At 55.6% G+C, this 21,484-nt stretch carries 16 protein-coding genes and 1 pseudogene; 4 read left to right on the top strand and 13 right to left on the bottom strand.

The window, feature by feature from the left end:
- Positions 1–184 precede the first annotated feature (184 nt).
- Positions 185–790, top strand: coding sequence for a hypothetical protein (locus J7392_RS21940; protein WP_209219435.1), 606 nt, complete (start codon positions 185–187; stop codon positions 788–790).
- Positions 791–941: 151 nt separating this feature from the next.
- On the opposite strand, the gene J7392_RS21945 is transcribed toward J7392_RS21940, so the two are convergent.
- The 10 genes from J7392_RS21945 to repA all read right to left on the bottom strand — a co-directional run bounded on the left by J7392_RS21945 (position 942) and on the right by repA (position 14,329).
- Positions 942–3,218: an AAA family ATPase gene (locus J7392_RS21945; protein ID WP_209219436.1), complete on the bottom strand. Its 2,277-nt coding sequence runs from the start codon at positions 3,216–3,218 to the stop codon at positions 942–944.
- A 14-nt stretch (positions 3,219–3,232) separates the two neighbouring features.
- Positions 3,233–3,790 carry a hypothetical protein gene (locus J7392_RS21950; RefSeq protein ID WP_209219437.1) on the bottom strand — a complete coding sequence of 186 codons (558 nt, stop codon included), beginning with the start codon at positions 3,788–3,790 and terminating at the stop codon, positions 3,233–3,235.
- An 87-nt stretch (positions 3,791–3,877) separates the two neighbouring features.
- Entirely contained in the window at positions 3,878–4,360 is a 483-nt protein-coding gene (locus tag J7392_RS21955) for a hypothetical protein (protein ID WP_209219438.1), read from the bottom strand.
- A gap of 390 nt (positions 4,361–4,750) precedes the next feature.
- Positions 4,751–5,767, bottom strand: a complete 1,017-nt coding sequence (locus J7392_RS21965; RefSeq protein WP_209219440.1) for a relaxase/mobilization nuclease domain-containing protein — start codon at positions 5,765–5,767, stop codon at positions 4,751–4,753.
- Positions 5,754–6,104: a hypothetical protein gene (locus J7392_RS21970; RefSeq protein ID WP_209219441.1), complete on the bottom strand. Its 351-nt coding sequence runs from the start codon at positions 6,102–6,104 to the stop codon at positions 5,754–5,756. Before J7392_RS21970 ends, J7392_RS21965 begins: the two co-directional genes overlap by 14 nt.
- Positions 6,105–6,563: 459 nt before the next feature.
- Positions 6,564–7,499, bottom strand: coding sequence for an IS110 family transposase (locus tag J7392_RS21975; protein WP_209219442.1), 936 nt, complete (start codon positions 7,497–7,499; stop codon positions 6,564–6,566).
- A gap of 693 nt (positions 7,500–8,192) precedes the next feature.
- On the bottom strand, positions 8,193–8,528 hold the full coding sequence (locus J7392_RS21980) for a hypothetical protein (RefSeq protein ID WP_209219443.1): 336 nt from the start codon (positions 8,526–8,528) through the stop codon (positions 8,193–8,195).
- A gap of 2,058 nt (positions 8,529–10,586) precedes the next feature.
- Entirely contained in the window at positions 10,587–11,897 is a 1,311-nt protein-coding gene (locus tag J7392_RS21985; RefSeq protein WP_209219444.1) for a helix-turn-helix domain-containing protein, read from the bottom strand.
- Positions 11,898–12,180: 283 nt separating this feature from the next.
- On the bottom strand, positions 12,181–13,137 hold the full coding sequence (repB, locus tag J7392_RS21990) for a plasmid partitioning protein RepB (protein ID WP_209219445.1): 957 nt from the start codon (positions 13,135–13,137) through the stop codon (positions 12,181–12,183).
- Positions 13,127–14,329 (bottom strand): plasmid partitioning protein RepA, encoded by a 1,203-nt coding sequence (repA, locus tag J7392_RS21995; RefSeq protein ID WP_209219446.1) that lies wholly within the window; start codon positions 14,327–14,329, stop codon positions 13,127–13,129. The genes repB and repA overlap by 11 nt, the downstream gene beginning before the upstream one ends.
- Before the next feature lie 648 nt (positions 14,330–14,977).
- Between repA and J7392_RS22000 the strand changes: the two genes are divergently transcribed.
- The 3 genes and pseudogenes from J7392_RS22000 to J7392_RS22010 all read left to right on the top strand — a co-directional run.
- Positions 14,978–15,220, top strand: coding sequence for a transposase (locus tag J7392_RS22000; protein WP_209219447.1), 243 nt, complete (start codon positions 14,978–14,980; stop codon positions 15,218–15,220).
- Positions 15,221–15,389: 169 nt separating this feature from the next.
- Entirely contained in the window at positions 15,390–15,536 is a 147-nt protein-coding gene (locus J7392_RS24260; RefSeq protein WP_247744718.1) for an IS3 family transposase, read from the top strand.
- A pseudogene (locus tag J7392_RS22010) lies at positions 15,512–16,084 on the top strand (transposase); the annotation flags it as partial. The gene J7392_RS24260 and the pseudogene J7392_RS22010, both read left to right, overlap by 25 nt.
- A gap of 545 nt (positions 16,085–16,629) precedes the next feature.
- Here J7392_RS22010 and J7392_RS22020 read toward each other — a convergent pair.
- The 3 genes from J7392_RS22020 to J7392_RS22030 all read right to left on the bottom strand — a co-directional run bounded on the left by J7392_RS22020 (position 16,630) and on the right by J7392_RS22030 (position 21,443).
- Entirely contained in the window at positions 16,630–18,753 is a 2,124-nt protein-coding gene (locus tag J7392_RS22020; RefSeq protein WP_209219450.1) for a polysaccharide biosynthesis tyrosine autokinase, read from the bottom strand.
- Between the two features lie 712 nt (positions 18,754–19,465).
- Positions 19,466–19,615, bottom strand: coding sequence for a hypothetical protein (locus tag J7392_RS24265; protein ID WP_247744714.1), 150 nt, complete (start codon positions 19,613–19,615; stop codon positions 19,466–19,468).
- A gap of 478 nt (positions 19,616–20,093) precedes the next feature.
- On the bottom strand, positions 20,094–21,443 hold the full coding sequence (locus J7392_RS22030) for a polysaccharide biosynthesis/export family protein (protein WP_209219452.1): 1,350 nt from the start codon (positions 21,441–21,443) through the stop codon (positions 20,094–20,096).
- Positions 21,444–21,484 lie beyond the last annotated feature (41 nt).

Genomic DNA, 21,484 nt, shown 5'->3' on the forward strand with positions numbered 1-21,484 from the left:
TCTGGCACAAACGGACCTGCAGCATGGGGGCGTTTGAGATCGTGCAAAAGCCGCCCTCCCCCAAATGCCCGCCCATTTTAATCATCCGTTAAACGCGTTCGTTTATATTCCGTTTTGGAAGAGCCAGCGTAGCACAGGTGCCGGCGGCCTCTTCCACAACAACACTTATAATGGAATTTGAACTATGAACTATGTCGTTACGAGCCAAAAATTTAACAACGAGATTTGCGCACTGACCTCGCAGATTGAGGTCCTCAAAGCCAAACGCGATCAGGCGCAGCACAATACCAAAGATTGCCTGACGTCACTGCCACCTGAGCAGATTGACGCGCTTCATACCACCATCGCGCAGAACGAGCGCGTAAAGCGCGACCTTGAACTGGCGATGCACTCTAAGCTGGCCACAGCGCTCGGGCAGGTAAACGGCAAGGCATGGGCCAACACCATTTGCGCCGATAGGCTGATTGCTCTCGCCCAAGAGTTCGAAGAACTGTTGGACGCCCATGGTATTAAAGTCAAAAACAGAGCCGGCACCTTGGTGCGGTACCGACCTGGCGGGAAGAAAGCGTCACGCGCACAGATTGGCAGAAGCATCACGACCTTTGTTGTTCTGCGGCGTGTACACGACGGCTGGCGGCTGATCCACGCTCAACGCGATTATTGCTACATCAATCAACGGGCGTTCAGAGACGTCATCGTCCGTCCAGCTGCACATGAGGATATAATCCGCCATGCGACACGGGGTTTCAGAGCCGGGGGTGAGCATTCAACACAGAGCCTGGTGGCATGAGCGATCTGCCTACTAGCCTCCGCAAAGCACAGACGCAGAGCACCGCATGCATTCAACGGTCCGCCAGAGCGCTCACAGGAACCAGCCGAAGATGTACGATGCGTATGGTCTTACAAAGAAGACCCTCCGCCCACCGGACGGAGCGTCGGCATTACGCCCTATGGCCCAGACATTCCCCTTCGGAGGGCGGGCCTTCAAAGCTCGGCGAAGGCAGCATCCCTTTGGAAAGCTCATTCAAATCGCTTTGGGTCAGTTCCCTTCGACAGATCAGTTCAGTGGCGATCCGGTTGAGACCATGCAGGTTGTTTGCGAGCAAATTGCTTACAGCCATGTCTGCATGCTGTAGCTGTGCCTCGATCCTCCGCTGCGTGCTGAGAGGAAGCCGGTCAAAATCCACCTGGCGCGCATCTCGCCAAACCAAGTCCGCGCTCCCGAACGACCAGTTCAGGTCCATCTCCAAAGCCAGACGGGTTGCCTGTGCAAGGTCACTGGCCGCCCCAAGCCCGGCACCGTTGGCCGCCTCGCCCAGCACCAATCTCTCTGCTGCGCGGCCTGCAAGGCACATCCTGAGTTTTGCCTCCGCAAGCTTAGGGGTGATCGTAGGCAGAGGGGCTGGCGTAACCTGCCCACCGCGCGCCGTTACCCAAGCTCCAAGAGGGGTCGGCAAGGGCGACAATAGGGCCGCGATCAGATGTCCCGCCTCATGGACGGCAACCCGGCGCAGCAGGGCTGGATTAAGCGGGGGCGCGATCTCATCTACCGCGGCCTCCAAGTGTCGCTGCGCCAATGCGGCCCGTTCCGCGCGCGCTTTGCCAAGCGCATCACGCGCAATTGCCTCGGCGGTGGCGCCCGGTTCGCCGAGAAGGCGGTCTGCGATTGCGCGCAGGTCCAACTCGGAGTCCTTCTCGAGCTTCAATTTAGCGGCGAGAATTCCCAGAAGTCCGGCACGGTTCGGTAGGGGGATCTCCAACTTCACGTCGAACCGCCCGCTCCGGATGATCGCAGCGTCCACATCTTGCAGATGATTGGTCGCACCGAGCAGGACAAGTCCTTCCACCTGAGCCGCATGGTTGATTTGCTCTAAGAGTCCATTGACCACCCCGCGCAGGTAGCCGTCACTTTGCTTGCCAGAAGCGCGCTCAGAGAAGCTATCGATCTCGTCAATAAACAAAACCGACGGTGCCTGCTGAGCAGCCCGCTCAAAGGCCGCAGAAAGAGCGGCAAGCATATCGCCCTGATGCCCGTGTCGCTGGCAGTCGGAATATGATGTTGCGACAATCGGAATCCCGGCAGAACCAGCCAATGCATGCGCGAGCATCGTTTTGCCGGTGCCGGGGGGCCCGAACATCAGAATGCTGCGCGTAACCTCTGACCAGACCGCCCTGCCCTCTCGCCAATCTGTAAGGTCTGCCAGCATTTGCTCTAGAGGTCTTACTGCACCCCCAAGTCCTTGGACGTCCTCCAAAGTGATGGAGAGCCCTCCCCTCTGTGCGGCTGTAATCTGCGAAAGACGATCCGCCACACGAAGGGTCGTCGCCTCTTCGAAGGCTGCAGCAATTTGCAACGGCTCGAGACGCCGCAGCGCGGCCGCGTCTGGCAGCCGTCTGAGCAGTTCATCTTCAGCAAGTTGCCGGGTATTGCTATGCGTGCACCGCAGCACTTCGATAACAGCCGCCGGGGAAATGCCAGGCCAGCGGAAAGTTTGATGCACGAGGCTTTCTTGCTCGGGCGAGAGCTGGTTCTTCGCACCGCAGACTGCCACCACAGGCACATGCCGCATCAGACTTTTATCAATCGCCTGCCGGAATTTTGGAACCCTGCGCTTCTGGTCCGACGCCACGATGCTTGGGCCGCTTTCATAAACATGGTGCGCCGCCTGCTGGCTCGATGGGCAAGGCGGCCTCCCCTGCCAATGCGATAGAACTTCGGTCGCAACACTCTCAAGCTGGGAGCGCATCTGCCCTGAAGGGCAAAGAATTAAGGTGATGCATCCCGGTCGGAAAATCTTTGCCAAAGCCTGCTCGTCTTCGACCATGGCGCACATTAAGATCGTGCCCAGAACAGCGGCGGGCCTGGGATTGATTTCCCAAAGCGGAGAAACCTCTAGGTCAGCACATGCCCAAGGGTCGTCACCAGCAGCAAAACACCGCTCGATCTCAGCAGCGGTCATGGTTTCTGCCGCAGGTCGCCCCTCGAACCCATCGGGGCTACGCCGCATATCATCTTCAACAACTTGGCGCAGGGGCGGCTGCAAGAGGTCAATGGAGGCTTCTCCGTCAGCCTCCTCATCTCCATAATCATAAAAACGCTCTGCATTCGATTTCCACTCAGACAGAGCGCTCTCGCGCAGCGCGGCAACAGTGGAGCGCGCGAGGTAAGCAGAAAATACGCTCGGAAAAAGCGGCCGTTGGTTCAAGATCTCGGTCATATTCTGCGCTCCCTTCAATAGCAAAATGGCACAGGGCCGGCAGGGGCTGGGGCCATTTGATCCACCCCAAGCGCGCTTAACGCAGCCACGAAACTTGCGCCGGGCTGACGCCTGAGCCTTTCAACCTCCTCAATCCCGACAACCTGCGCGCGGCGGCGATCTGCGGAAAACTTGACCACGTTCTCTGACAGGCAAACGAGCGCCAGCAGATCATAGTCATTCTCCGCATAGCCGCGCACGCCGCCCGGAGAACGGTGGTATCCGCGCGACACGTTGAAATTGAAGCAGCCAGCCCGCTGACGTGTGGCGGTTTTGACCTGGACGCGAAGAACGCCCTGCTCGAGAAACACGACGCAGTCAAAAGGCAGATGTTCTGCCACGCCGACGCAGTGCACCCCGAGGCTCAAGAACACGCTTTCAACAAGCAACTCGCCGGCCCGACCAAACTTCTTGCCGTGATAGCGCAGGGTCTCTGCATCGAGTTTTGGAAACTGAAGCAGGTCGTGATGGGACTCGCTCGAAGGGGCGTGAAACACCTCTTCGAGCCCATCCAAAAGGGGTTGGTGGGTCATCCTATGTCTTCCTTAATAGCAATAGATCACCCAACCGGCTGCCGTCACGGCGCCGGTCAGGGACAGAAATCTGAGAACGTTGAAGGGTTAGGCCTCTGGCGAAAGACCGAGATCGGCTTGCGGGGGCTCTTGGTCTTCAGCCTCTGCGCGCTCTGCCATCTGCTCGAGACAAAGCTCCGCTTCCTCCAGCATAAAGTAAATGCCAGGCGCGGCCGGGTTCTGCATCAGTTTTGCCAGATTAATCCGCGCCGCCTTAAGCTCCACCGGCGAGCTGGCCCAAATGGCGCGGCGGATCACTCCCGCGGCGCGGCACAGCAAACGATCCGCAGGCCGGCGTGTCCGGAAGGTGGCGAGCAACGTGGCCTCATCCGCCAGGCCTTCCCAGACGGCATCGGCCTCATGGTGCCAATCAAAACCGCTCGGCCAATCGGAATCGTCAAAGAAAACCTCTTCTTCGAGCGTCGACTGCAGGTTGCTGATCAAGCGCTCGAACATCAAAGATTGCGGCGAGGCTTTAGAAGTTTCGCCTGTCGCTCGTTCAATGTGATCGTTAAAATAGTCTTTAGGCATAATGATCTCCTGTTTAGATCGTTGTGTTCAGAGCGAGGCAAGGGTTGCCGCCCTTGTCTTGCTCGCTTCATTATGATACCATTATATCAATAAGTCAACTCCAAATGAGAGAAACTATTGTAAAATGGTAAAAAAAGGCCGCCCTCCCGTCGATTCATCCGGCATTATGCTCAGGCTCCATAACGATATCATAAAAAAGATAGATAACCTTCGGAAAGAAGAGGACGACTTGCCCACACGGCCTGAAATGATCCGCCGAATGATCAGAGATTGGATCGAGAACAACGAAAATATGAAATAAAATATGATCTCCCAGAAATATGAAACTGGCCCAGGTGAGCCCTCCCGCCTCGGCGGGCGGGGGCAAAAGATCAGGCTGCGATCACGCCGCTAGCTGACATCTGGAGGCTTCTCCTCCGGTTCTGGCCCCGCCCCAGAGGGGTCAGAACCGGGTGACGGGTGCTGCGCCCCGTCACGGGCTCTGTAACGGTCAATGACCTGATGGGCCTCTCGGCCAAAACCACGCAGCCGCCGGACCGCGTCTTCGTGATGCCCTATACCCTGTGGCTTGTTGCGGCTCACCCCCTCATCGAGCGCCCATGGGGGCGTTGGCAGCTGCGCCCGAGCATTCTGAGGCCCGCCAAGCTGCAAACCTCTGACAAGCAGATTGGTCAAGCGATACCCCTGCCCCAAGCTGCGCGCGCCGTACAACCGCCCCTGGAAACCGAACAAAACACTGCCCGCGCCATCTGCGGCCTGTTCAAGCACCATCTCGACGCCAGCCTCTGCCAGAACTGTTCTCAATTGCACCGCGTCAATCCCTTCAGCGAGTGCTTCATCGATCGCCGTGCGTATGAAGTCTTTGTGAGACCTCCCATCCCTTCTGACCGCGTGAATCTCCTTCAGCGTGCGCGCGCGCTGGTGAGGCACTCCTCGAGCCCGATCCACCAGATGCGATGAGCGCGTGGGCGCGAGCCCGAATTGGGTTTCGATTGTGCGCAGCAGCAGCTCGCTGCGCCGGTAATCCCATTGGTCTGGAGCTGCAGTTCCATCCAGCCGGATCCGCGATCCCAGAATATGAATATGCGCATCATGCAGAACGATCAGGAAGTTTTCGATCTCCATCCCCTCGCACCAAGCCCGACCGATCGCAGCCCAGTCGGCCTCGGACAATGCCCGGTCATCTTGCGGCACGGAAATCGACACATGGTAGAGATGGCGCCTCAACCTCGGCCGCAGGGCCGCAACCGCCCCCAGAAAACGGGTAGCCCCCTCAGGCGTCTTACCAACCGTGCTTGCAACAACAGAAACGACACCGCGCGGGCGGCCCGCATGATCAACAAGACCGGTAAGATAGCGCAGCGTCGGGCCCGCACGGCGCGGGCGCGAAATCTTAGCAATCGCCATTGTCGCCCCCGTCTCCGCCGCGCAGGATCGAAAGCCGCAGCGCCTGTAAATCGTCCTCCACCCCGCCCAGAAAAGTGACAACCTCCCGGCGCCTCAGCGTGTCGCTCGTCGCAACATGCTCGGCATAGTTGCTGACCAAATCACCGACCTCGCTCAACCGCCTGAGGGTCTGGCGTTCCACCAGTTCCAATGGCGCACGCGAATTCCGGCCAAGCACTTTCCCACGGATGTAGTCCGAAAGCGCCCTGCCCCCCGCTCGCCGCTGAAGCGTCTCTCGCTCCGCTTGTGTTACGCGGACCGAAACGTGCCGCGCCCTGTTATCTCTATTCTCGCTCATAGCTCACCTCTCTGTAGAGGCGCGATCCGTCCCAGCTGTGTTACAAAAACATTGCTTGCCCGGAGAAATCGGCCTCAACAGCCAAGTGGTCGGGAAACCTTAAAATCGCGGAAAAAGAACGCGGGAAGGTCTTGCAGTGAACCCGAAAGCTGCAGTGCAACGGCCTCATCTTAAGTCGATAACGCCTGCTTTATGAACCGCCTGCAAAACCCACTTGGTCCGTGAGTTGGAGGAGGTTTCGCGCGCGAAACCTCCGAGCGCATTCAATTCGAATGCCGCAGCCCCCCGGGCGCAGCGCCAAAGCCCAACCAATGATCAGGCGCGTATTCTGCGATCGCATCTGTTAAGAATGCCATCAGCAATTTGATCAGCACCGGCACTTCAAGGTGAACAACGCGATGAGAGCCCATTTCTGAGCCGCGACGTGTTCGGCCGTTTCCAAAGCAGTATCCGTGTTGATCAAGCGCAGCTTTCGGACCATTTGCGGCCATCTCTGAGAAGTGCGTTTGCAACGACGACAAGCTTTCGCATGATGGCTGTGAGTGCCACTTTGGGTGGCTTTCCTGCCTGAACGAGTTGATCGTATTTCCGCTTAGCACTCAGGTCATGCCGGATCACGCAGAGCGCAGGCATATACATGGCTCGACGGAAGAATGCTCGCCCGCCCCGAATGCGTTCCTTGCCCTGCCATTTCCCCGATTGGCGCGAGATCGGAGCCAAGCCAGCAAGACATGCGGCCTGTTTCCCACTCATGGTTCCAAGTTCTGGCATTTCGATAAGCATCGAAAATGCCGTCACTTTAGAGATGCCGGGAACGCTGGTCAGGATTTCGAACTTTTCAGCTAACTGATCATCATGGCAGATCAGTTCCGTGATCGCTTTGTCGATTTGCTCCAAGTGCTTTTCAACCTGGGTCAGCCGTTCCCTCAACTGGCGTTTCAAAAGCGTTTGAGTGGTCGTTTGCATTCGTGTTTTGACCGTCACGCGGTCCTTAATCAGCCCCCGTCTGGCGGTCGCCATCTCTCTGAGAGCGTTAAGATATTCCGCCTTAGGCGTTTGGGCTTTGAGTTCCAGAACTGCGCCCATTCTGGCCAAGATCCTCGCGTCGCCCCGGTCAGTCTTTGCTATCTTTCCTGTCGCTTCAGCAAACCTTCGGGCCTGCCTTGGATTGACCTTGGCATACGGTATGGTCGCGGTGGAAAGGCTGTCTTCTAGCCGCCGATGATAAATACCGGACGCTTCGAACACGACCAAAGATGCGCGGTTGGTCGCTATCCACTGACGAAGTGCGCGAAGCCCGCGCCCATCATTGGCAAATTGCCGATGTTCTGTGGTCGATAGGCAGCAGGCGTCCAGCCAGTCTTTCGAAACGTCGATTCCAATGATATTGTACATTTGTCTTTTCCTCACCTCGTCTTGTCATGCGGGCCTCGCGCCCCGGTATCCGTTCAGGTCGATAGAAAAGACGAGGGTGATCACACTGCTTTTCGGTCCTTGCACGACCTGAATTGTCCCGATCCGTCCCCCGCCGCTGACCGGCATACATAGGTGCCGGACAGCGGCTTCCTTATCGCATGAGAGCCGCCCTCAGCCTAAGACAAGAATTGTTGTCTGCCTTTGCCCAGGCCCCCTGGCCCGCGACAATCACTATGCTCTTTTCACTCATACCGCGCTCCCCTGGCTCGGTCGGTTAAGGAATGCTAAGCGAACAAAGGCATTGTCCTAGTCATGACATAGTATGTTATAACATCAGCGGGAAAGGTCGCAGTATGCAGTTTCGTCAGATATTAGCGTTTCGCAGTGTCATGAACGCTTCAATAACTTGCTAAAGCTGCGCCTTTGGAATGGCTGAGAAGTCCCGCTATAAGAGCAACTCGACTTTCCCATCTAAGGCGGTCATCTGCGCTTCACCTGCCGGAAGGCCCATCCTCAGGAGAGGTTCTGGACGCCGTTTTCCCCCCTTTGAACCTGCATTTTTCGGCTCAGCCAGCGTATCCCGGGCCGATCTCAACTCGGCATCCTTGTTCTTTTCGGGATGCCCATTTAGGCGTTCCCAAATATCCTTTGCCAGTTCGGGACGCCCCTCAATTAGCTTATAGAGGGTCCAGCCCTAAGGCGCGAGGAACTCGCTTCGGGGTAGAGCACGGCGCCCTCAAGAGCCTCCAGTACGCGAGCGAACTGCCGGATATAGGTCCTCTTTTGTTTTAGAGCTGAGGCATGGAGTGATAGGACTGCCTCAGTCGCATCGATGCCCTCGTCGCGTGCATAGGACAGCGCAAACTGCGCCATTTCGCCAAAGGATAGATCTTTTCGGATCAGGTTCTCGTCGACCGTTTTGCGATAGAGGCCAACAAGCGGTTCACCGCGGGTGGCCATCGCGGCGGGGATACGGCTGTACCGGGGGTCACCTTTCTCGTCGGCCAATAGCCGCCGGTAGCTTCTCTACCCGGATCGGGTTTGAGAGCCCAACTATCTTGATAATGTCCTTCAACTCATCCAATCAGCGTCCAAATTGGCGAATCTGACACTCGTCACGAACACCCTGCCCGTACAAACTCATCCGCTTCGAAAATCAGCGCCCGGGCCCCGTCCTTGTCCATCGCGATTTCCAACTGCCAGGAACCGCATAGTTCACTACCGAAAATTCATCTTAGCGGTCGTATTCCTTCTCGAGCACCCGGTAATCGGCAATCAGCTCGGCATGCGCCGCGCTTTCGACATCTTTCTTTGGCTCTTCGCTCTGCCTGCGCAAACCGCCGCTTTAGGCATAGGTAAGGTCAGGCGAGTTCTCGGCAATCTCCAACTTTCGGTCACGATCGCTTCGGCTTTAGACTGAAGCTTGTCGGCGATCAGACGATCGAGCAGGGCAGGGGCCAGACAGCGAGTTTCAGGCACTGTCTCACCACCCGCGGAGTGACAAAGAACACGGCCTCTTTCTCTTCAGCGCCCTTACCCTTCTCCCGAAGCACCACGAAGGTGCAGAGCTGATCGATCGGATGCAAAGCAGCGCACTGCATGTTCTCCGTAGGCGAGTCGGCTCAGTAAGCATGGTGGACATAGCATCCCGAACCATGCAGGAAATGAGCGTGATCTTGGGCCAGGTGTTTCTGCTTCAGCAGCAGAGACATGGCCTGGAAGTGTCTGCAGTCAGCTGAAAGGCCTAACTCGCTTTAGAGACAACACATGTCAGAACGAGCTGGACGCTCAAGCCCTGGAAAAATTTGCGGTGGGCAATGAATTTGCCCAGTTCCTCTGCGGGGGGCCTAATTTTTAACTGGCTCAGCACAAGCAGGCCGAAGAGAATGCCTCATGACGGGAGCCAGGATCTATCAGGGAGAGCTCGCCATCTGATCTTTTCCACAATGTGCGTGGGAAGTTACTTTTACGATCTCACTACGCGCAACCCTTTTCACAGTCCATCTCTACCTCCCAGCATGTCCCCCGCGGTGGACATTACCCAGCAGCTGAATCAGAACGAGAGAGCCTTTCCAGTAACACTGATAGATTGAAGCCAGTTTTTCACCGTCCAAAAGTGATGCTGTGGAAATACGCTCCAAAGTCTCGGATGCGGTCGCTCATTTGGAGAATTATGAAGATCGCACATGATGGTTGTTGAGCACCAATCTTGGTCTTGTCTCGTTAACTCGCCGAGATTGAAAGTTGGCATACCGATCGTTGACTAGGCGACGTTTGCCGCAGATTGCACTTCCATGGAACACCTAAATTGGCAGAAGCTCATGGCGCCAGCATCAAATGAGTTTCCAAACCTGCAGTTACACCACCTGGCCTTCACTTACTCCCCGCACATGCTAAACGCCTTCGTTGCTATGCAGGTAAACCAGCGGATAGACGGCAAGGAAGACAATGGGGGCGTTCAACGTCCGGTTAGCGCCGTAAGACTCTGACATATTGCCCTAGTTAAGGCTCCCCTGGAGACCTCGGTACAGACAGCTGATCTTCCGATGGTGAAGCTAATTGTTAACCCGTTCTCCGAGAAATCTGTAACGCGAGACAGATTTCATAAAAGCCGTTGCGGTGCGCTCATCAACCAGCCTATTCAAGTGAGCATGACAGGTCGGAAAATGGCGGTACAATCATTCTCCGAGCGGTTGATAAATCCAATTATGGACACCCAGCCAAGTTTGTACCGCGGTACAGATTGCTACATGGAAATTGCGCTCGAGCCTCATTGAGGTGAATATGGCCTCGGTTACGCCCAACAAGATAGCGTCAGCAAAGTTTAGTCAGGTTTCGGGCGATGAAGCCCACTTTGACCTCACACCTTAAGGGACCTGTACCGCGGTACATATTTTAGCGAGGACCCCTGGTCCGGGGTAGCCAGCAAACCGTGTATGTACAAACATTCCCGCCAGAAAAGTCATCGCGAACGTTTAGATCAGCAGCCTTGGTGATCAACAGCAAATATGCATTCTAGGCCATCTGTAGCGTGGTAAACTCTGGCTTAGGGGAAGTCACTCTGGCTCATCGAATGCCCGCGACAGGCTTGCCCGCGATGAACCCCGCGATCATCGAGGTAAAGTAAGCTGCGGGTGATTTGATACGCATCGCATTCTCAGCCAGGTACTCCAGAGTTCTAAGCATGTTCGGCCATCCGATTGAGGTGACACCTTTCGCCAAGGCTTCATTCTTCAAACCCAGAAAAGATCCAAAAAGAAAAACCGCTTCCCGCAGACGAGAGGGTGATTGTACAGCATCAGGATAGAGGCTTCTGATATTGGGGCAACGCACCCATGCTTCGACAAGCCGTTCATATTCTTCGTGCGCTTTCTTAGTAGGATCTATTTTTATGGACTCTACTTGGCGGGCATTCTGACCGTTTCTGCCGGACTCTTTCGGCGCATTCACAAGGCGGCCCTGGGAGCTCGCTTCGCGCTGAGTTTCGACTGTCCGGCTCGACAAAGGTACTGAACGGGGCGCATCAATCTCAAGGTTCCGGTCTTGCCCGGCACAGCTTGTACCGCGCACAGCTTCCTTCGGGGGGATCTCTTTGTGCTCAGTGCGTTGCGGCTGGTCAGCGGAAGCCGGTGCAGAGCAAGGAGCGCAGGGGTGGGGCTGAGTGATCTGAATGGTTTCTCCCGACGCGGAAAGGCGAGCTTGGGCGTCAGACTTCAAAGCACGCATCTCGCGAATGAGTGTAGCGACCCTCTCGGACTTCAACGAGGTCCTGCGGAGGATCTTCTTGACCTCAGCGAGATAGTCGATCTGTACTTCGGTCAACTGTTCAGGAGCGCGCAGAAGATCAGCACGAATTGCCAGCGCTTTGGAGCGCATCGAGCGGAGCTCCTCGGCTTCAAGTTCGAGCCTTGCCGCTTCAGCCACCAGCTCAGGGTAGATGCGGAGGAGAGGTGAGAGATCGAAGCCGAAGGCATCACGAACAACTCCGCCAACCCGGAGCGGGAAGCGTTTTCCGGTGGCGCTGTCCTTGCGTGTGATGAAACCGATCTCGCAGAGCTTGGCGATGTGGCGGCGGAGCACACGATCGCTCATGCGATTGGCACGCTCGCAGATGGATTTGTTCGATGGATAAACCACTAACAAAGCATCTGAGCTAAGAGGAGTCTCAATGCCCGTTTCTCGGTCCCGACATGGGAGGAAGCTCAAAAGCGTTTCCAGCACGAGAATCGAGCTTGGGGTCAGGCCATAGCTTTGACTGCTGTTCTTTACCGCGGTGAGAAGATCGCGGCGCGTGACTGAAGGCGTGGTTCCGAAAAGGGTAGGGGTATAGCTCCTCCGCTCTCCGGCATGAGATGCCGTGGTTATTGCCTGTTCCATGAATTTTCAGACGGCAAAGAGATACCATTCACCGAAAACGATGTTGCAATCGATTCTCTAGCAGGGTATCCAAGAGGTGCTTAAATCACTTGGGGCCCTTCGAGACTACGGTTTCGGGGGGTTTCTTTTTGCTCTGCGTCTGCCTCCTTTCTTATCTTATTGTTGCTCTAGCGGGGTTCGTATTTCGCTCTCCTAGAGGCGCTTTATTGGGCGGGGAGAAGATGTACCGCGGTACATCTTTTTTTCGAGCATCCGAATAATCATTGCAAAACAACGAGTTACGTCATTCACTTCCTGATTTCCATTGCCAATACAGCTTTTCGGTTTCGTCCTGGAGCCACTCAATGAAGGCGGCGTCGGACTTATCTTTTACCTTGATGCTAATGCCCTTGGTGCTGGGCGACAGCTCAACATGACCTTTTGCAACCGAGAGCTTCTTAGGCTTGCTTGGCGCCTGCTCAGAGCCGCGCTTCAAACCCTGAAGGACAGCGCTGAACCGGCCGGGGCTATCCAGCTCCTCAGGCAGGGCTTCTACCGCTCTTTTGATGCGGCGGGTCTCAACATCTGCTGTGATCTTTGCCAGCGCTCCCCATTGCCTCCGACCGATGCCATGAGCCGGACCGATCGCATCGATAAGCTCACTTGGGATCTCCCGAATGACCTTTGCCATTCGACTTACTTCACCTTTTGGAATGTTCAGGGCGCGTTCAATCACCCCGGTCTTCATACCGCTATCGAGCAGTTGAGTGATAAAAGCAGATTTCTCGATGTAGCTATTTTCCAGACGCTCAGCGTTTTCCAGACCTTGGGCCACGACCAAAGCGTCATCGTCCATCTCGCCGATATAGGCTTTGACCGGAATGGCGAGAATACGACAGGCCGCGATCCGACGCCGACCGTAGACCGGTTCGTACTCGAAGCCGGAACCAGGCGCCGCAGCTCTGAGCAATACGGGGACTTGTTGGCCGGACTCCCGAATAGATTCGACAAGTGTGTCAATTTCCGCAGAGACATCGAAGCGGTCCTGATATTTACTCTGGCCGATGAGGTCGACGGCGATTTCTTGAATCGTCTGGTTCCGCAGATCGTCATAGGTTTCGCGGAAGCGTCGGACTGTTGGGCTGCCAGATGTAGGCGCCGCAGCGGGAGTGCTTGGGGCAGGGGAGGGGGCTTCCTGCGTATCCTCATCACCGGACAAAGTCCGCTCAAGACTTGCTGAGAAAATGCCTTTACGCGCCATTGGTATCTCTCCCCCACGATTGATGGATAAGACCTTCAAACTCCGCAACGACCCTTGTCACGGAATCCCAAGCACGCTGATAGGTCTGGCGATTGAAGCTAGACGGATCGACTTCGGCAATGGTCTCCGCGCTATTCGCCGCATCCGCGATCGCGGCCGACAAATAGAACTCGCTGGCCATGACCGCTTCTTCGAGGATGGACCTCAAATAGCTGGCGACCTGAATTTGCGGCTGGTCGGTGGGGTTGTATCTCGTGATCAGGTACTTGATCCAGTCGTAGGGTCGAGCGCCCTGACGTCCTTCCAAAACCGACATCATTTCACCAGCCATCCCGAGGAATGTACCGAGGCTCATGACATCGATGAAGGAGGCCGTGACGGGAACAAGAAGCCCGGAGCTGGCAAAAAGAGATGCGATAACCGCAAAGCTCATTTGTGGCGGGCAGTCGACCAAGAACACGTCAAAGTCATCGCGGATGGGCGCGAGGGCTTCTTCTACGCGAACGAAGAACGGGAATTTCTTCTGATCGTTGACTGCGGTCTCATGTTCGAACTCCATGATATGCATATTGGAGGGGATCAGGCTGAGATTGGGGATATGCGTTTCCCGGATCACCTCGCGAATATCGACCCGCTGGGTTCCCTTGGGATCAGAGGCATCAGGGTAGCGGATTGCGTCATAGAGTGTGAGCATGTCCGGCTCGCGCTCTGGGATGATCCCGCAAAATTGTGTAGTGCTGGCCTGGGCGTCGAGGTCGATGACTGCCACCCTATAGCCACGCAAAGCCAAGGCGGACGCGACGCTGGCGGCGGTAGAGGTTTTACCCGCGCCGCCTTTCAGGTTCACGATACTAACGACCTGAGAGCGCTCGCCATCCTGTCTGCGCGTAATGTTCTTGCTTTCGAGCCGGTCATTCTCGATCAGGAAGTCTCTGATCGCATGGAACTCGGATGCCTCGAAATAACGACGCGTTCCCCGAAGGAGTGTTCCTTGGGGCAGATCCGGGTTGCTACGTAGGGTGTGGCGCAGCGAGTTCTCGTTCACTCCGATGTAGTGGCAAGCCTCCTTGAACGAAAAAGGTCGCAAGACCTTTTCTTTGTTCGGCTCGAGTAAGCGCTCCCGATGCTGTATAAGCTGGCTTGAGATAAGCCCCGCATGCCTGCCTAGGGACGCTGATCCGCTCGTATTCATTTGTCCTGCCTCTTAAATCCGTGTTATCCGGGTTTCTTTCTGTGTAACACGTTTTCTCCGCAATGCTATAAGAAATGCGTGACGCGATCAAATAGCTTGAGGCCGTATAATGATTTTTTAAATGATTCAGAAGCGTTAACAGATGAACTTGAGGCAGCGCATTGAGAGCCCGAACTCGGTCATATTCTGCTCCGGAGTCTGAAAGCTTTGATTTGGTCGCCAAAACCGCATTGGCTTCAAGAATCGGAGCCGAAATGAAAGCGGCAGATTTCCGTCGGCAAGTGCCTGCCATACCCGGCCTCACGCGGCTAAGGTCAGGATCATTTGATTGGAGCGACGCCGCGTGATTCACCCTCTAGAAACGGTAAACCTTCGCCGAGAGCCGTCTGGCTGGTGGGCTGTGAGATCGTTTATCGAGTGTCCTTATCCACGCACGCGAAGACACCCCCCGCATTCAAGTTTTGTCAGCCTCTGATACCGGCCGTCGCCGCCGTTGGTCTGATGATGACATGATCCGTATCGTCGAGGATAAAACCTTGGCGACAGCGTTACGGTGGCTGAGGTAGCACGACACCATGAGGTTGAAGTGGTCCCAGAAAACTGGACAGTCGGCTAAGGTGTATCCCAAACCTTTGGAGGGATACGAGAATGGCAGGGCGCCGGAACTTTACAGATCAGTTTATAGCCAAGGTGGCGTTGGGAGCGCTTCGTGGCGACAAGACCGTGCAGGAGATCGCAGCGAGGCATCAGCTGCACCCTAATCAGGTCAGCGCGTGGAAACGGCAGGCCATCGAGGGCATGGCGGATGTGTTCTCTGGCGGCAAACAGAGCGGCCCAACAGAAGCCGAGGTCAAGGAGTTGCACGCCAAGATCGGGAGGTTGGCGGTTTAGAATGATTTTTGTCGGAAGGGCTGAAGCGATGAGCCCCGGCAAGGAACGCGCCATGATCAAACGGGATCACCCTGCGCTGAGTATCAGCCAGCAATGCAAACTTGTGCGGCTGAGCCGGTCGGCCTTCTACTACACGCCGGTCGGCATCAACGCGGAAACGCTGGCGTTGATGAAGGAGATCGACCGGGTGTTCACCAAATATCCGTTCTTCGGTAGTCGTCAGATCGCGGCTTATCTGCGGGGAGAAGGCACGGTCATCGGACGTCACCGCGTCCGGCGGCTGATGGCCGGCTGCGTGAACTTTTGCGCAACATGACCCGTACCCTGGCAGCTTGGCGTTCGGATCTGACAGGGTATCGGGATATCGAGGAAGCCTACAAGATCGCGTTCAAATCACTGGCGCGTCGCTATCTCGAGCTGCATGATGAGGTTGCGGACCTTGACGATATGATCGAGGCATTCGTCACAGATTTAGCCCTAGAGTTGATTGCAAGTAACGGCGTGGGCCTGAACAGCGCTGCACAGTTGTTACTCACGGCAGGTGATAATCCGGAGCGTCTCAGATCCGAAGCCAGCTTTGCTGCCTTATGTGGTGTCAGTCCAGTGCCAGCCTCATCAGGCAAAACAACACGACACCGATTAAGCAGAGGTGGTGACCTCGCGGCCAACAGTGCGCTCCACATCATCGCGATAGGAAGGTTGCGGCTTGATCCGAAGACCCAAGAATATGTCTCGCGGCGTATAGCAGAGGGCCACTCCAAACTCGAGGCAATCCGTTGTGTAAAACGATACATTGCACGTGAGATTTTCAACGTCATCGCCCGCCGCCACAAACAAATCAATCAGGCTCAGATCGCCGCTTGACACTTAGAAGAGCGTCCAGGTTAGCCAGTTCACCGGATCGGCCTGGATCACCACGCTGACCGAGGTGGGCGTGCGAATCTCGATGGATGGTCGGGGAAGATATTTCGATAAAATCTTCATCGAACGCCTGTGGCGATCTCTAAAGCAGGAGGCCATCTACCTTGAGGAAATCTCCGATGGCTTCCAGGCCCGGCGCGTCGTCAGGAACTGGATGGCTTTCTACAACACCCGACGGCCCCATTCCGCGCTTGATCGGAAGACGCCAGACGGCGCATATTGGGCAGGCTTGGAAGAGCGACAAGCAGCATGAAACCTAAACCCGATACACCTTAGAAACGCTGCGAAACTGTCCGAAACGCTGGGACCACTTCATGCAGCTGATTTTCAATGCCTGCATCGACACCGCCTACGCCCAGATCAATGCACCAGCGATCTAAGGCTCGGTAACGTGATAACACCGCCTTAAGAGATGTTGGGGCGTTTGAACACTACGATTTGCCTTTGCAATCTACCGCGGAAGTGTCGAGGCGACAGAAAATAAAGTCTTACTTTTGATAGTAGCTTGAATAATCCCCGTAACTATCGGCATAGCCGTAGCGCTTCATCTTGTTGCCGTCAATCTGGCTCAATACCAAACCGCTCACGCGAATGTTGACGCTTTGCAGCGATTTAAGCCCGTCCAGTACCTGACGGTGGGGCGTGGAATCCCATTGAACCGTATAGACTACGGCATCGACCAACTGGCCGATCACGCGGGCGTCAGGTACGGCGAGGGCGGGCGGCGTATCGATGATGATATGGTCGTAGTGTTCTCGAAGCCCTTTGATGAAGTCAGCAAAGGTGTTCGATGAAAACAAATCCGCAGCGTTGATGGTCGATTGCTCACCGTAGAGTATGTCAGCTTTCAACGTTTCGTCATGCACAATGGCTTTTTCAAGTGGAACTTCACCGGAAATGACGGATAGGAAGCCGTGCTTTTGGTCGTGTCCGAAGTATTCGTCCAAAACGCGGCGCCGCAAATCACCTTCGATCAGGAGCACTTTCGCACCTAGCCCTGCGAAGTTCTGTGCAAGTGAAATAGATTGCGTAGTCTTACCCTCTCCAGGAACTGAGGATGTCGACATGATGATTTTCGGCGGTGTGTCGAGGTTCGCCAAGAGCAGCGATGTACGGAGGTTTCTAACGGATTCGGCAGCAACGGAATTAGGCTTTTGACTGATATACTCTAAAACGTTCCGCCGATGCTTGGCTGGAATTTTTGGGATCTGCCCGATGACGGAATGGCCGGTCTTCGCCTCAAGATCTTCGGCCGTGCGGAACGTGTTCTGAGCCATTTCCCGGAGCAGTACAGCGGCGGAGCCAGCCATAAGACCCAGGATCAAGGAGAGTGCCAATATTCGGGATTTGCGGGGAGCGGAGGGGTTAGCTGGCACCACGGCCCGGCTGAGGATCCTGCTGTCGGCCTGTTGGATGCCTTGTTGAATGCTGGTTTCTTTAAGGCGGCTTAGAAACGCTTCGTAAAGCAGCCGGCTTGCTTCAACTTCTCGCTGAAGCTGTTCAAGGATGACCAGTTCTTCGGACTGATTATCGATCCGGGTGCTGACCTCGGCTATGGATTCGTCAATAGCGCTCAACTGAGACAAGGAGCGCGTGGCTTCAAGCTCCGCGCGGGTAATCAGGGCGTTCGCGCGAGTTTCGAATGCAGTCTCGGCTCCGACGCTGCCATCTTCGAGGCGCCGATAAACTTGGTTAAGAGCAGCATCATTTGCAACCTCAACAAAAGCAGCAGCACCGGCTTCGCGTGCGTCTTCCAATATCTGCAACCGGCTTTCCGTAGCCTCTGCCTGTGTTGCGAGGGTCGCGCGACGATCCCGCAGGTCTTTCAATTGGCGGTTAAGTGCAGCCAAGGTTTCGGCGTTCACGAGCTCTGTGTTGGTAGAGAAGTCCTTTAGCTCAGCCTGCGCAGTTTCTAGCTCGATCTGAAGACCGCTTACACGTTCGCTGAGCCAGCTCGTGGCCTGTTCTGTTTTTTCGAACTTAACGGAAATTTGGTCTTGGATGTAGAGTTCGGCAAGTCTGTTTGCCATCGCCGCGGATTTATCCGGATCCTCGGTGGTCACAGTAATTTCAAAGACAAAACTCTGTCGCAGGTTAGAGGCCGAAATCGAATCGAGGACAGTATTGATTGTAGAATCGAGAATAGCCCGCTCCGTGGCAGGCTGGGGTTCTTGCGGTTTGGATATAAGGCCGCGTATAAAGCCGACCGCCTGTCCGATGGAAAAACTCGGAGCAGGTTGCAGTCTGGTGTTGAACTCTGGATCTTGAAGAAGATTCATGTCCATTACCAAATCTTCGATAAGACCGCGCGAGCGGAGCACCTCAACCTCGGTATTGATCGTCGATTGATCGCCGCCAAGGCCGGTCACGACGCTTTCGATGTCCATCACCTGTTCTTGTCGGCTTTCTAGAGCGATAGCGGCCTTGGCGGTGTAGACTGGCACGGCCATGCCGTAAGCATAGTATCCCCCAAGCAGTAGTGCGAGCAAACCGCAAAGCGCAATCCAGAGTTTGCCCCGCCAGAGAGTGCGAAACAGGCTGGAAAGATCGATCTCATCATCATTCTCGCGATCTTGATGGGTACCGTCAGAAAATACTTGTTGCTGGGTCATGAAATGCCTGTTCCCATGTAAATCGCCTAGTCAATCGTTCACTACACCGGTAACTTCAGCAATGCCATGCAGGATCCGCAGAAACCTGGGTGAGAGCAACGAAACTACTCTCTACCACCTAAATAGATCTGACGCAGACTTCGCTACGCGTTGCACCTGTTTAGCCGGGTTGATTTACGCAAATATTTTTGCCGACAAACCGGCGTCGGAGCTTTGCCTCTCGAGGCGGAATGAGGGCGCCGTTGGGTGTAGAAGTTCATCCAGTTCCGAATGTTCTTTTCATCTCCAATCTCGCCTCCCCGATGAGGTAGACTCAATCGTATTTCAAGACTCGCCACTGTCTCTCGATAATGATGCGGGCCAATATGCACTCGTTCGCACCTTTCGAAGTGCGCTCAGGACCAGCGGGCCTATAAGCCTAGACTGTTGATCTGCCCGGGGCTCCCCAGAAGCTTTCGCTCGGGTAAGAGCTTCAGCAGAAGCAGAGGAATATTCTATGGGCGAGGAAACAGTTCTGTTGAAGTCACATGAAACTGAGTAATTACCCACCGGCAAGCCGTAAGCGGTTCACCATTGCGTGCTAGTCACTACCTTCGAAAGTAGGTCGCTGAAGCTCAACAAACCATTTGGACAATGTCACATAGATAGGATGACACCCCAATGTCAGGCCACAGTGTAATGCAGATAGGCGGCACAAGAGTTCACTTAAAGGTCACTTTTCAACCTTGGCGACATGACCTCGGGGCAGTGAAGAGCGGACTTCCCCGCCCATCAAATCGATCAGCACGCCGACACGCTCTGCGCTCGGCAGAGCCTCGATCTTTGTTACAAGTTCGGCGAAAGGTCCGGTGAGGATGCGCACGCAATCACCGACTGCTAGGTCATCTTCTCCCTTATGATCATTTCTCGGATCCCAGCGGTTCTGTAGAGCGCGGATAAGCTCTGCTGGAAGTGGCCGGGGGCGACGGGGATCGTTCAGAATAAGGCGTGAAACGCCTCGTGTGCTGTTGATGGCCGTCCACCCATTCTGGTTTGGATCAAAGTTCACGAAGAGATAGCCGGGGAAGAGCGGGCGCTCTGCTCGTAATTTGTTTGGCTGGTTGTGAGGGCGGTGCACTAGTGCAGGCGAGAATGTGTCAAACCCCTGTCGCCTAAGATGAACCCGTGCTTGGGCGAGGCCATGCGGCCGGAGTTGAGCAACGAACCATCCTGCTCTTATACTATCGGACATCTATAGCTCTCTGGTCTTTTTTGCTCTGACAGGAGTAAGCGCGCACCGATGGCGCGCGCAGACCGTTGGAAGGAGGCAAAGAGGTTGGTAGGCAAAGCCCGCCACAAGTTTAGTTAACCGAGGTGGCTACACTGGAGATAATCGACGGAGTGATCTGGGTAATGACCCGGTTCCAGCGCGTGACTGGCTGTTCGGCGACAAAAATGATGTCGTTCGGACGTAGCTCCATTCGCGTAGCCAATATCAGATTGGTCGCATTGCGTGCATCGAGGTTCCATGCCGTCACTGCGCCGAACTCCCGAGGGTCGTTCGAGCCGCGCAATACGTAAATTTGGGAGGGGTTGCCGGTCATCGTGTCGATCCCTCCTTCGGAGTAAAGCGCATCCGCAAGGGTAGATTTTCGGCCGAAGGGCAGGGTGAAACGACCGGATTTGGTCACTTCACCTGCGAGATAAGCATAATCCCTGTCTACCGCGTCGTTCGCAAGTTGGGCTTCGAAGTTGGCTCTGCCTTCTTGGAGTGAAGCACGGCGCAGATCGACGACAGCAGTGAGCTCGGCCAAAGCTTGAGCACGCGCCTGCTGGCGGAACTGCTGGAGGGTGATCTGCTCGGCAAAATATGCCTGCGCCCGGTCAAGTTGATACTCCGTATCGACAAACACACTGTCTCCAGCGACAAGGCGGGTTTTTTGTAGGTCTGGGCGACGCAGGTACTGTTCAAGCGGGATCTGATAGAGATCACCGTCGCGGTACAGTCGGATCGATGCGTATTCGAGATCAGGAGTTTGGATGCCACCCGCACCCGCTACGGCTTGGTCCAAAGTAAGCTCGGTCAGAGTAATTGGGATCACCGTGGGATTTCCAACGGCACCGCCGACAGAGACACGTTTGGAGTTAAATTCTGCGATCTCAAGGCTGAACGAGGGGTCGATCTGCGCCTCTAGCAAGCGCTGAAAGAGTGCCGCTTCGGCTTCTTCCAATGTCAGGTCAGAGACTTTGACGCGACCGACATCGGGAATGGCGATCGCCCCGTCATCCTGAACGGTGTAACCTTGGCGCCGATTTTGCGCTGCGAGCAGGCCACTGAGTTCTTCGACCGTGCTGCTTCCACTGCGTGTCGCCAGCAATAGGACATCACCCACGCCGATATGATAGGTCGTGCTTGGCGGGGTGTTCGGGACCCGAAGCGCGAGGTTGCCGGGCTTTGTCTCAATCTGAGAGACGGGCGAAGGGGTCGGCCCCGCGCCGCGCAGACCACCCGCGCCGCCGGCAGTCTGGAAAAACACAGCCGGAAGCTGTTTGGGTTCATAGGTAGAACTATTCGCCGCCAGAACGGTTTCCGAGGTCAGAGGTACAATCCGGACCTTGCTGCCAGCATCCGTGACTTTCGGAGAGACATAGGCCACCCCGCAACCGCTGAGAAGTATCAGAGTAGAAGCGGCGATAAGGCGTTTAAACATTAAGGAACCTCGGAATAAAAACGAACGGCAGCGTATGACCG

This window comes from Sulfitobacter sp. R18_1 (assembly GCF_017743915.1).
Taxonomy (GTDB): domain Bacteria; phylum Pseudomonadota; class Alphaproteobacteria; order Rhodobacterales; family Rhodobacteraceae; genus Sulfitobacter; species Sulfitobacter faviae.

Bases quoted from the DNA above. Each gene is read 5' to 3' on its own strand.
- repA (WP_209219446.1), bottom strand. From the start codon at position 14,329: ATGAATACGAGCGGATCAGCGTCCCTAGGCAGGCATGCGGGGCTTATC.
- J7392_RS21965 (WP_209219440.1), bottom strand. From the start codon at position 5,767: ATGGCGATTGCTAAGATTTCGCGCCCGCGCCGTGCGGGCCCGACGCTG.
- J7392_RS21940 (WP_209219435.1), top strand. From the start codon at position 185: ATGAACTATGTCGTTACGAGCCAAAAATTTAACAACGAGATTTGCGCA.
- J7392_RS21985 (WP_209219444.1), bottom strand. From the start codon at position 11,897: ATGGAACAGGCAATAACCACGGCATCTCATGCCGGAGAGCGGAGGAGC.
- J7392_RS24260 (WP_247744718.1), top strand. From the start codon at position 15,390: ATGAAGGAGATCGACCGGGTGTTCACCAAATATCCGTTCTTCGGTAGT.
- J7392_RS22020 (WP_209219450.1), bottom strand. From the start codon at position 18,753: ATGACCCAGCAACAAGTATTTTCTGACGGTACCCATCAAGATCGCGAG.
- J7392_RS22000 (WP_209219447.1), top strand. From the start codon at position 14,978: ATGGCAGGGCGCCGGAACTTTACAGATCAGTTTATAGCCAAGGTGGCG.
- J7392_RS21970 (WP_209219441.1), bottom strand. From the start codon at position 6,104: ATGAGCGAGAATAGAGATAACAGGGCGCGGCACGTTTCGGTCCGCGTA.
- J7392_RS21950 (WP_209219437.1), bottom strand. From the start codon at position 3,790: ATGACCCACCAACCCCTTTTGGATGGGCTCGAAGAGGTGTTTCACGCC.
- J7392_RS21945 (WP_209219436.1), bottom strand. From the start codon at position 3,218: ATGACCGAGATCTTGAACCAACGGCCGCTTTTTCCGAGCGTATTTTCT.
- repB (WP_209219445.1), bottom strand. From the start codon at position 13,137: ATGGCGCGTAAAGGCATTTTCTCAGCAAGTCTTGAGCGGACTTTGTCC.
- J7392_RS22030 (WP_209219452.1), bottom strand. From the start codon at position 21,443: ATGTTTAAACGCCTTATCGCCGCTTCTACTCTGATACTTCTCAGCGGT.
- J7392_RS21955 (WP_209219438.1), bottom strand. From the start codon at position 4,360: ATGCCTAAAGACTATTTTAACGATCACATTGAACGAGCGACAGGCGAA.
- J7392_RS21975 (WP_209219442.1), bottom strand. From the start codon at position 7,499: ATGTACAATATCATTGGAATCGACGTTTCGAAAGACTGGCTGGACGCC.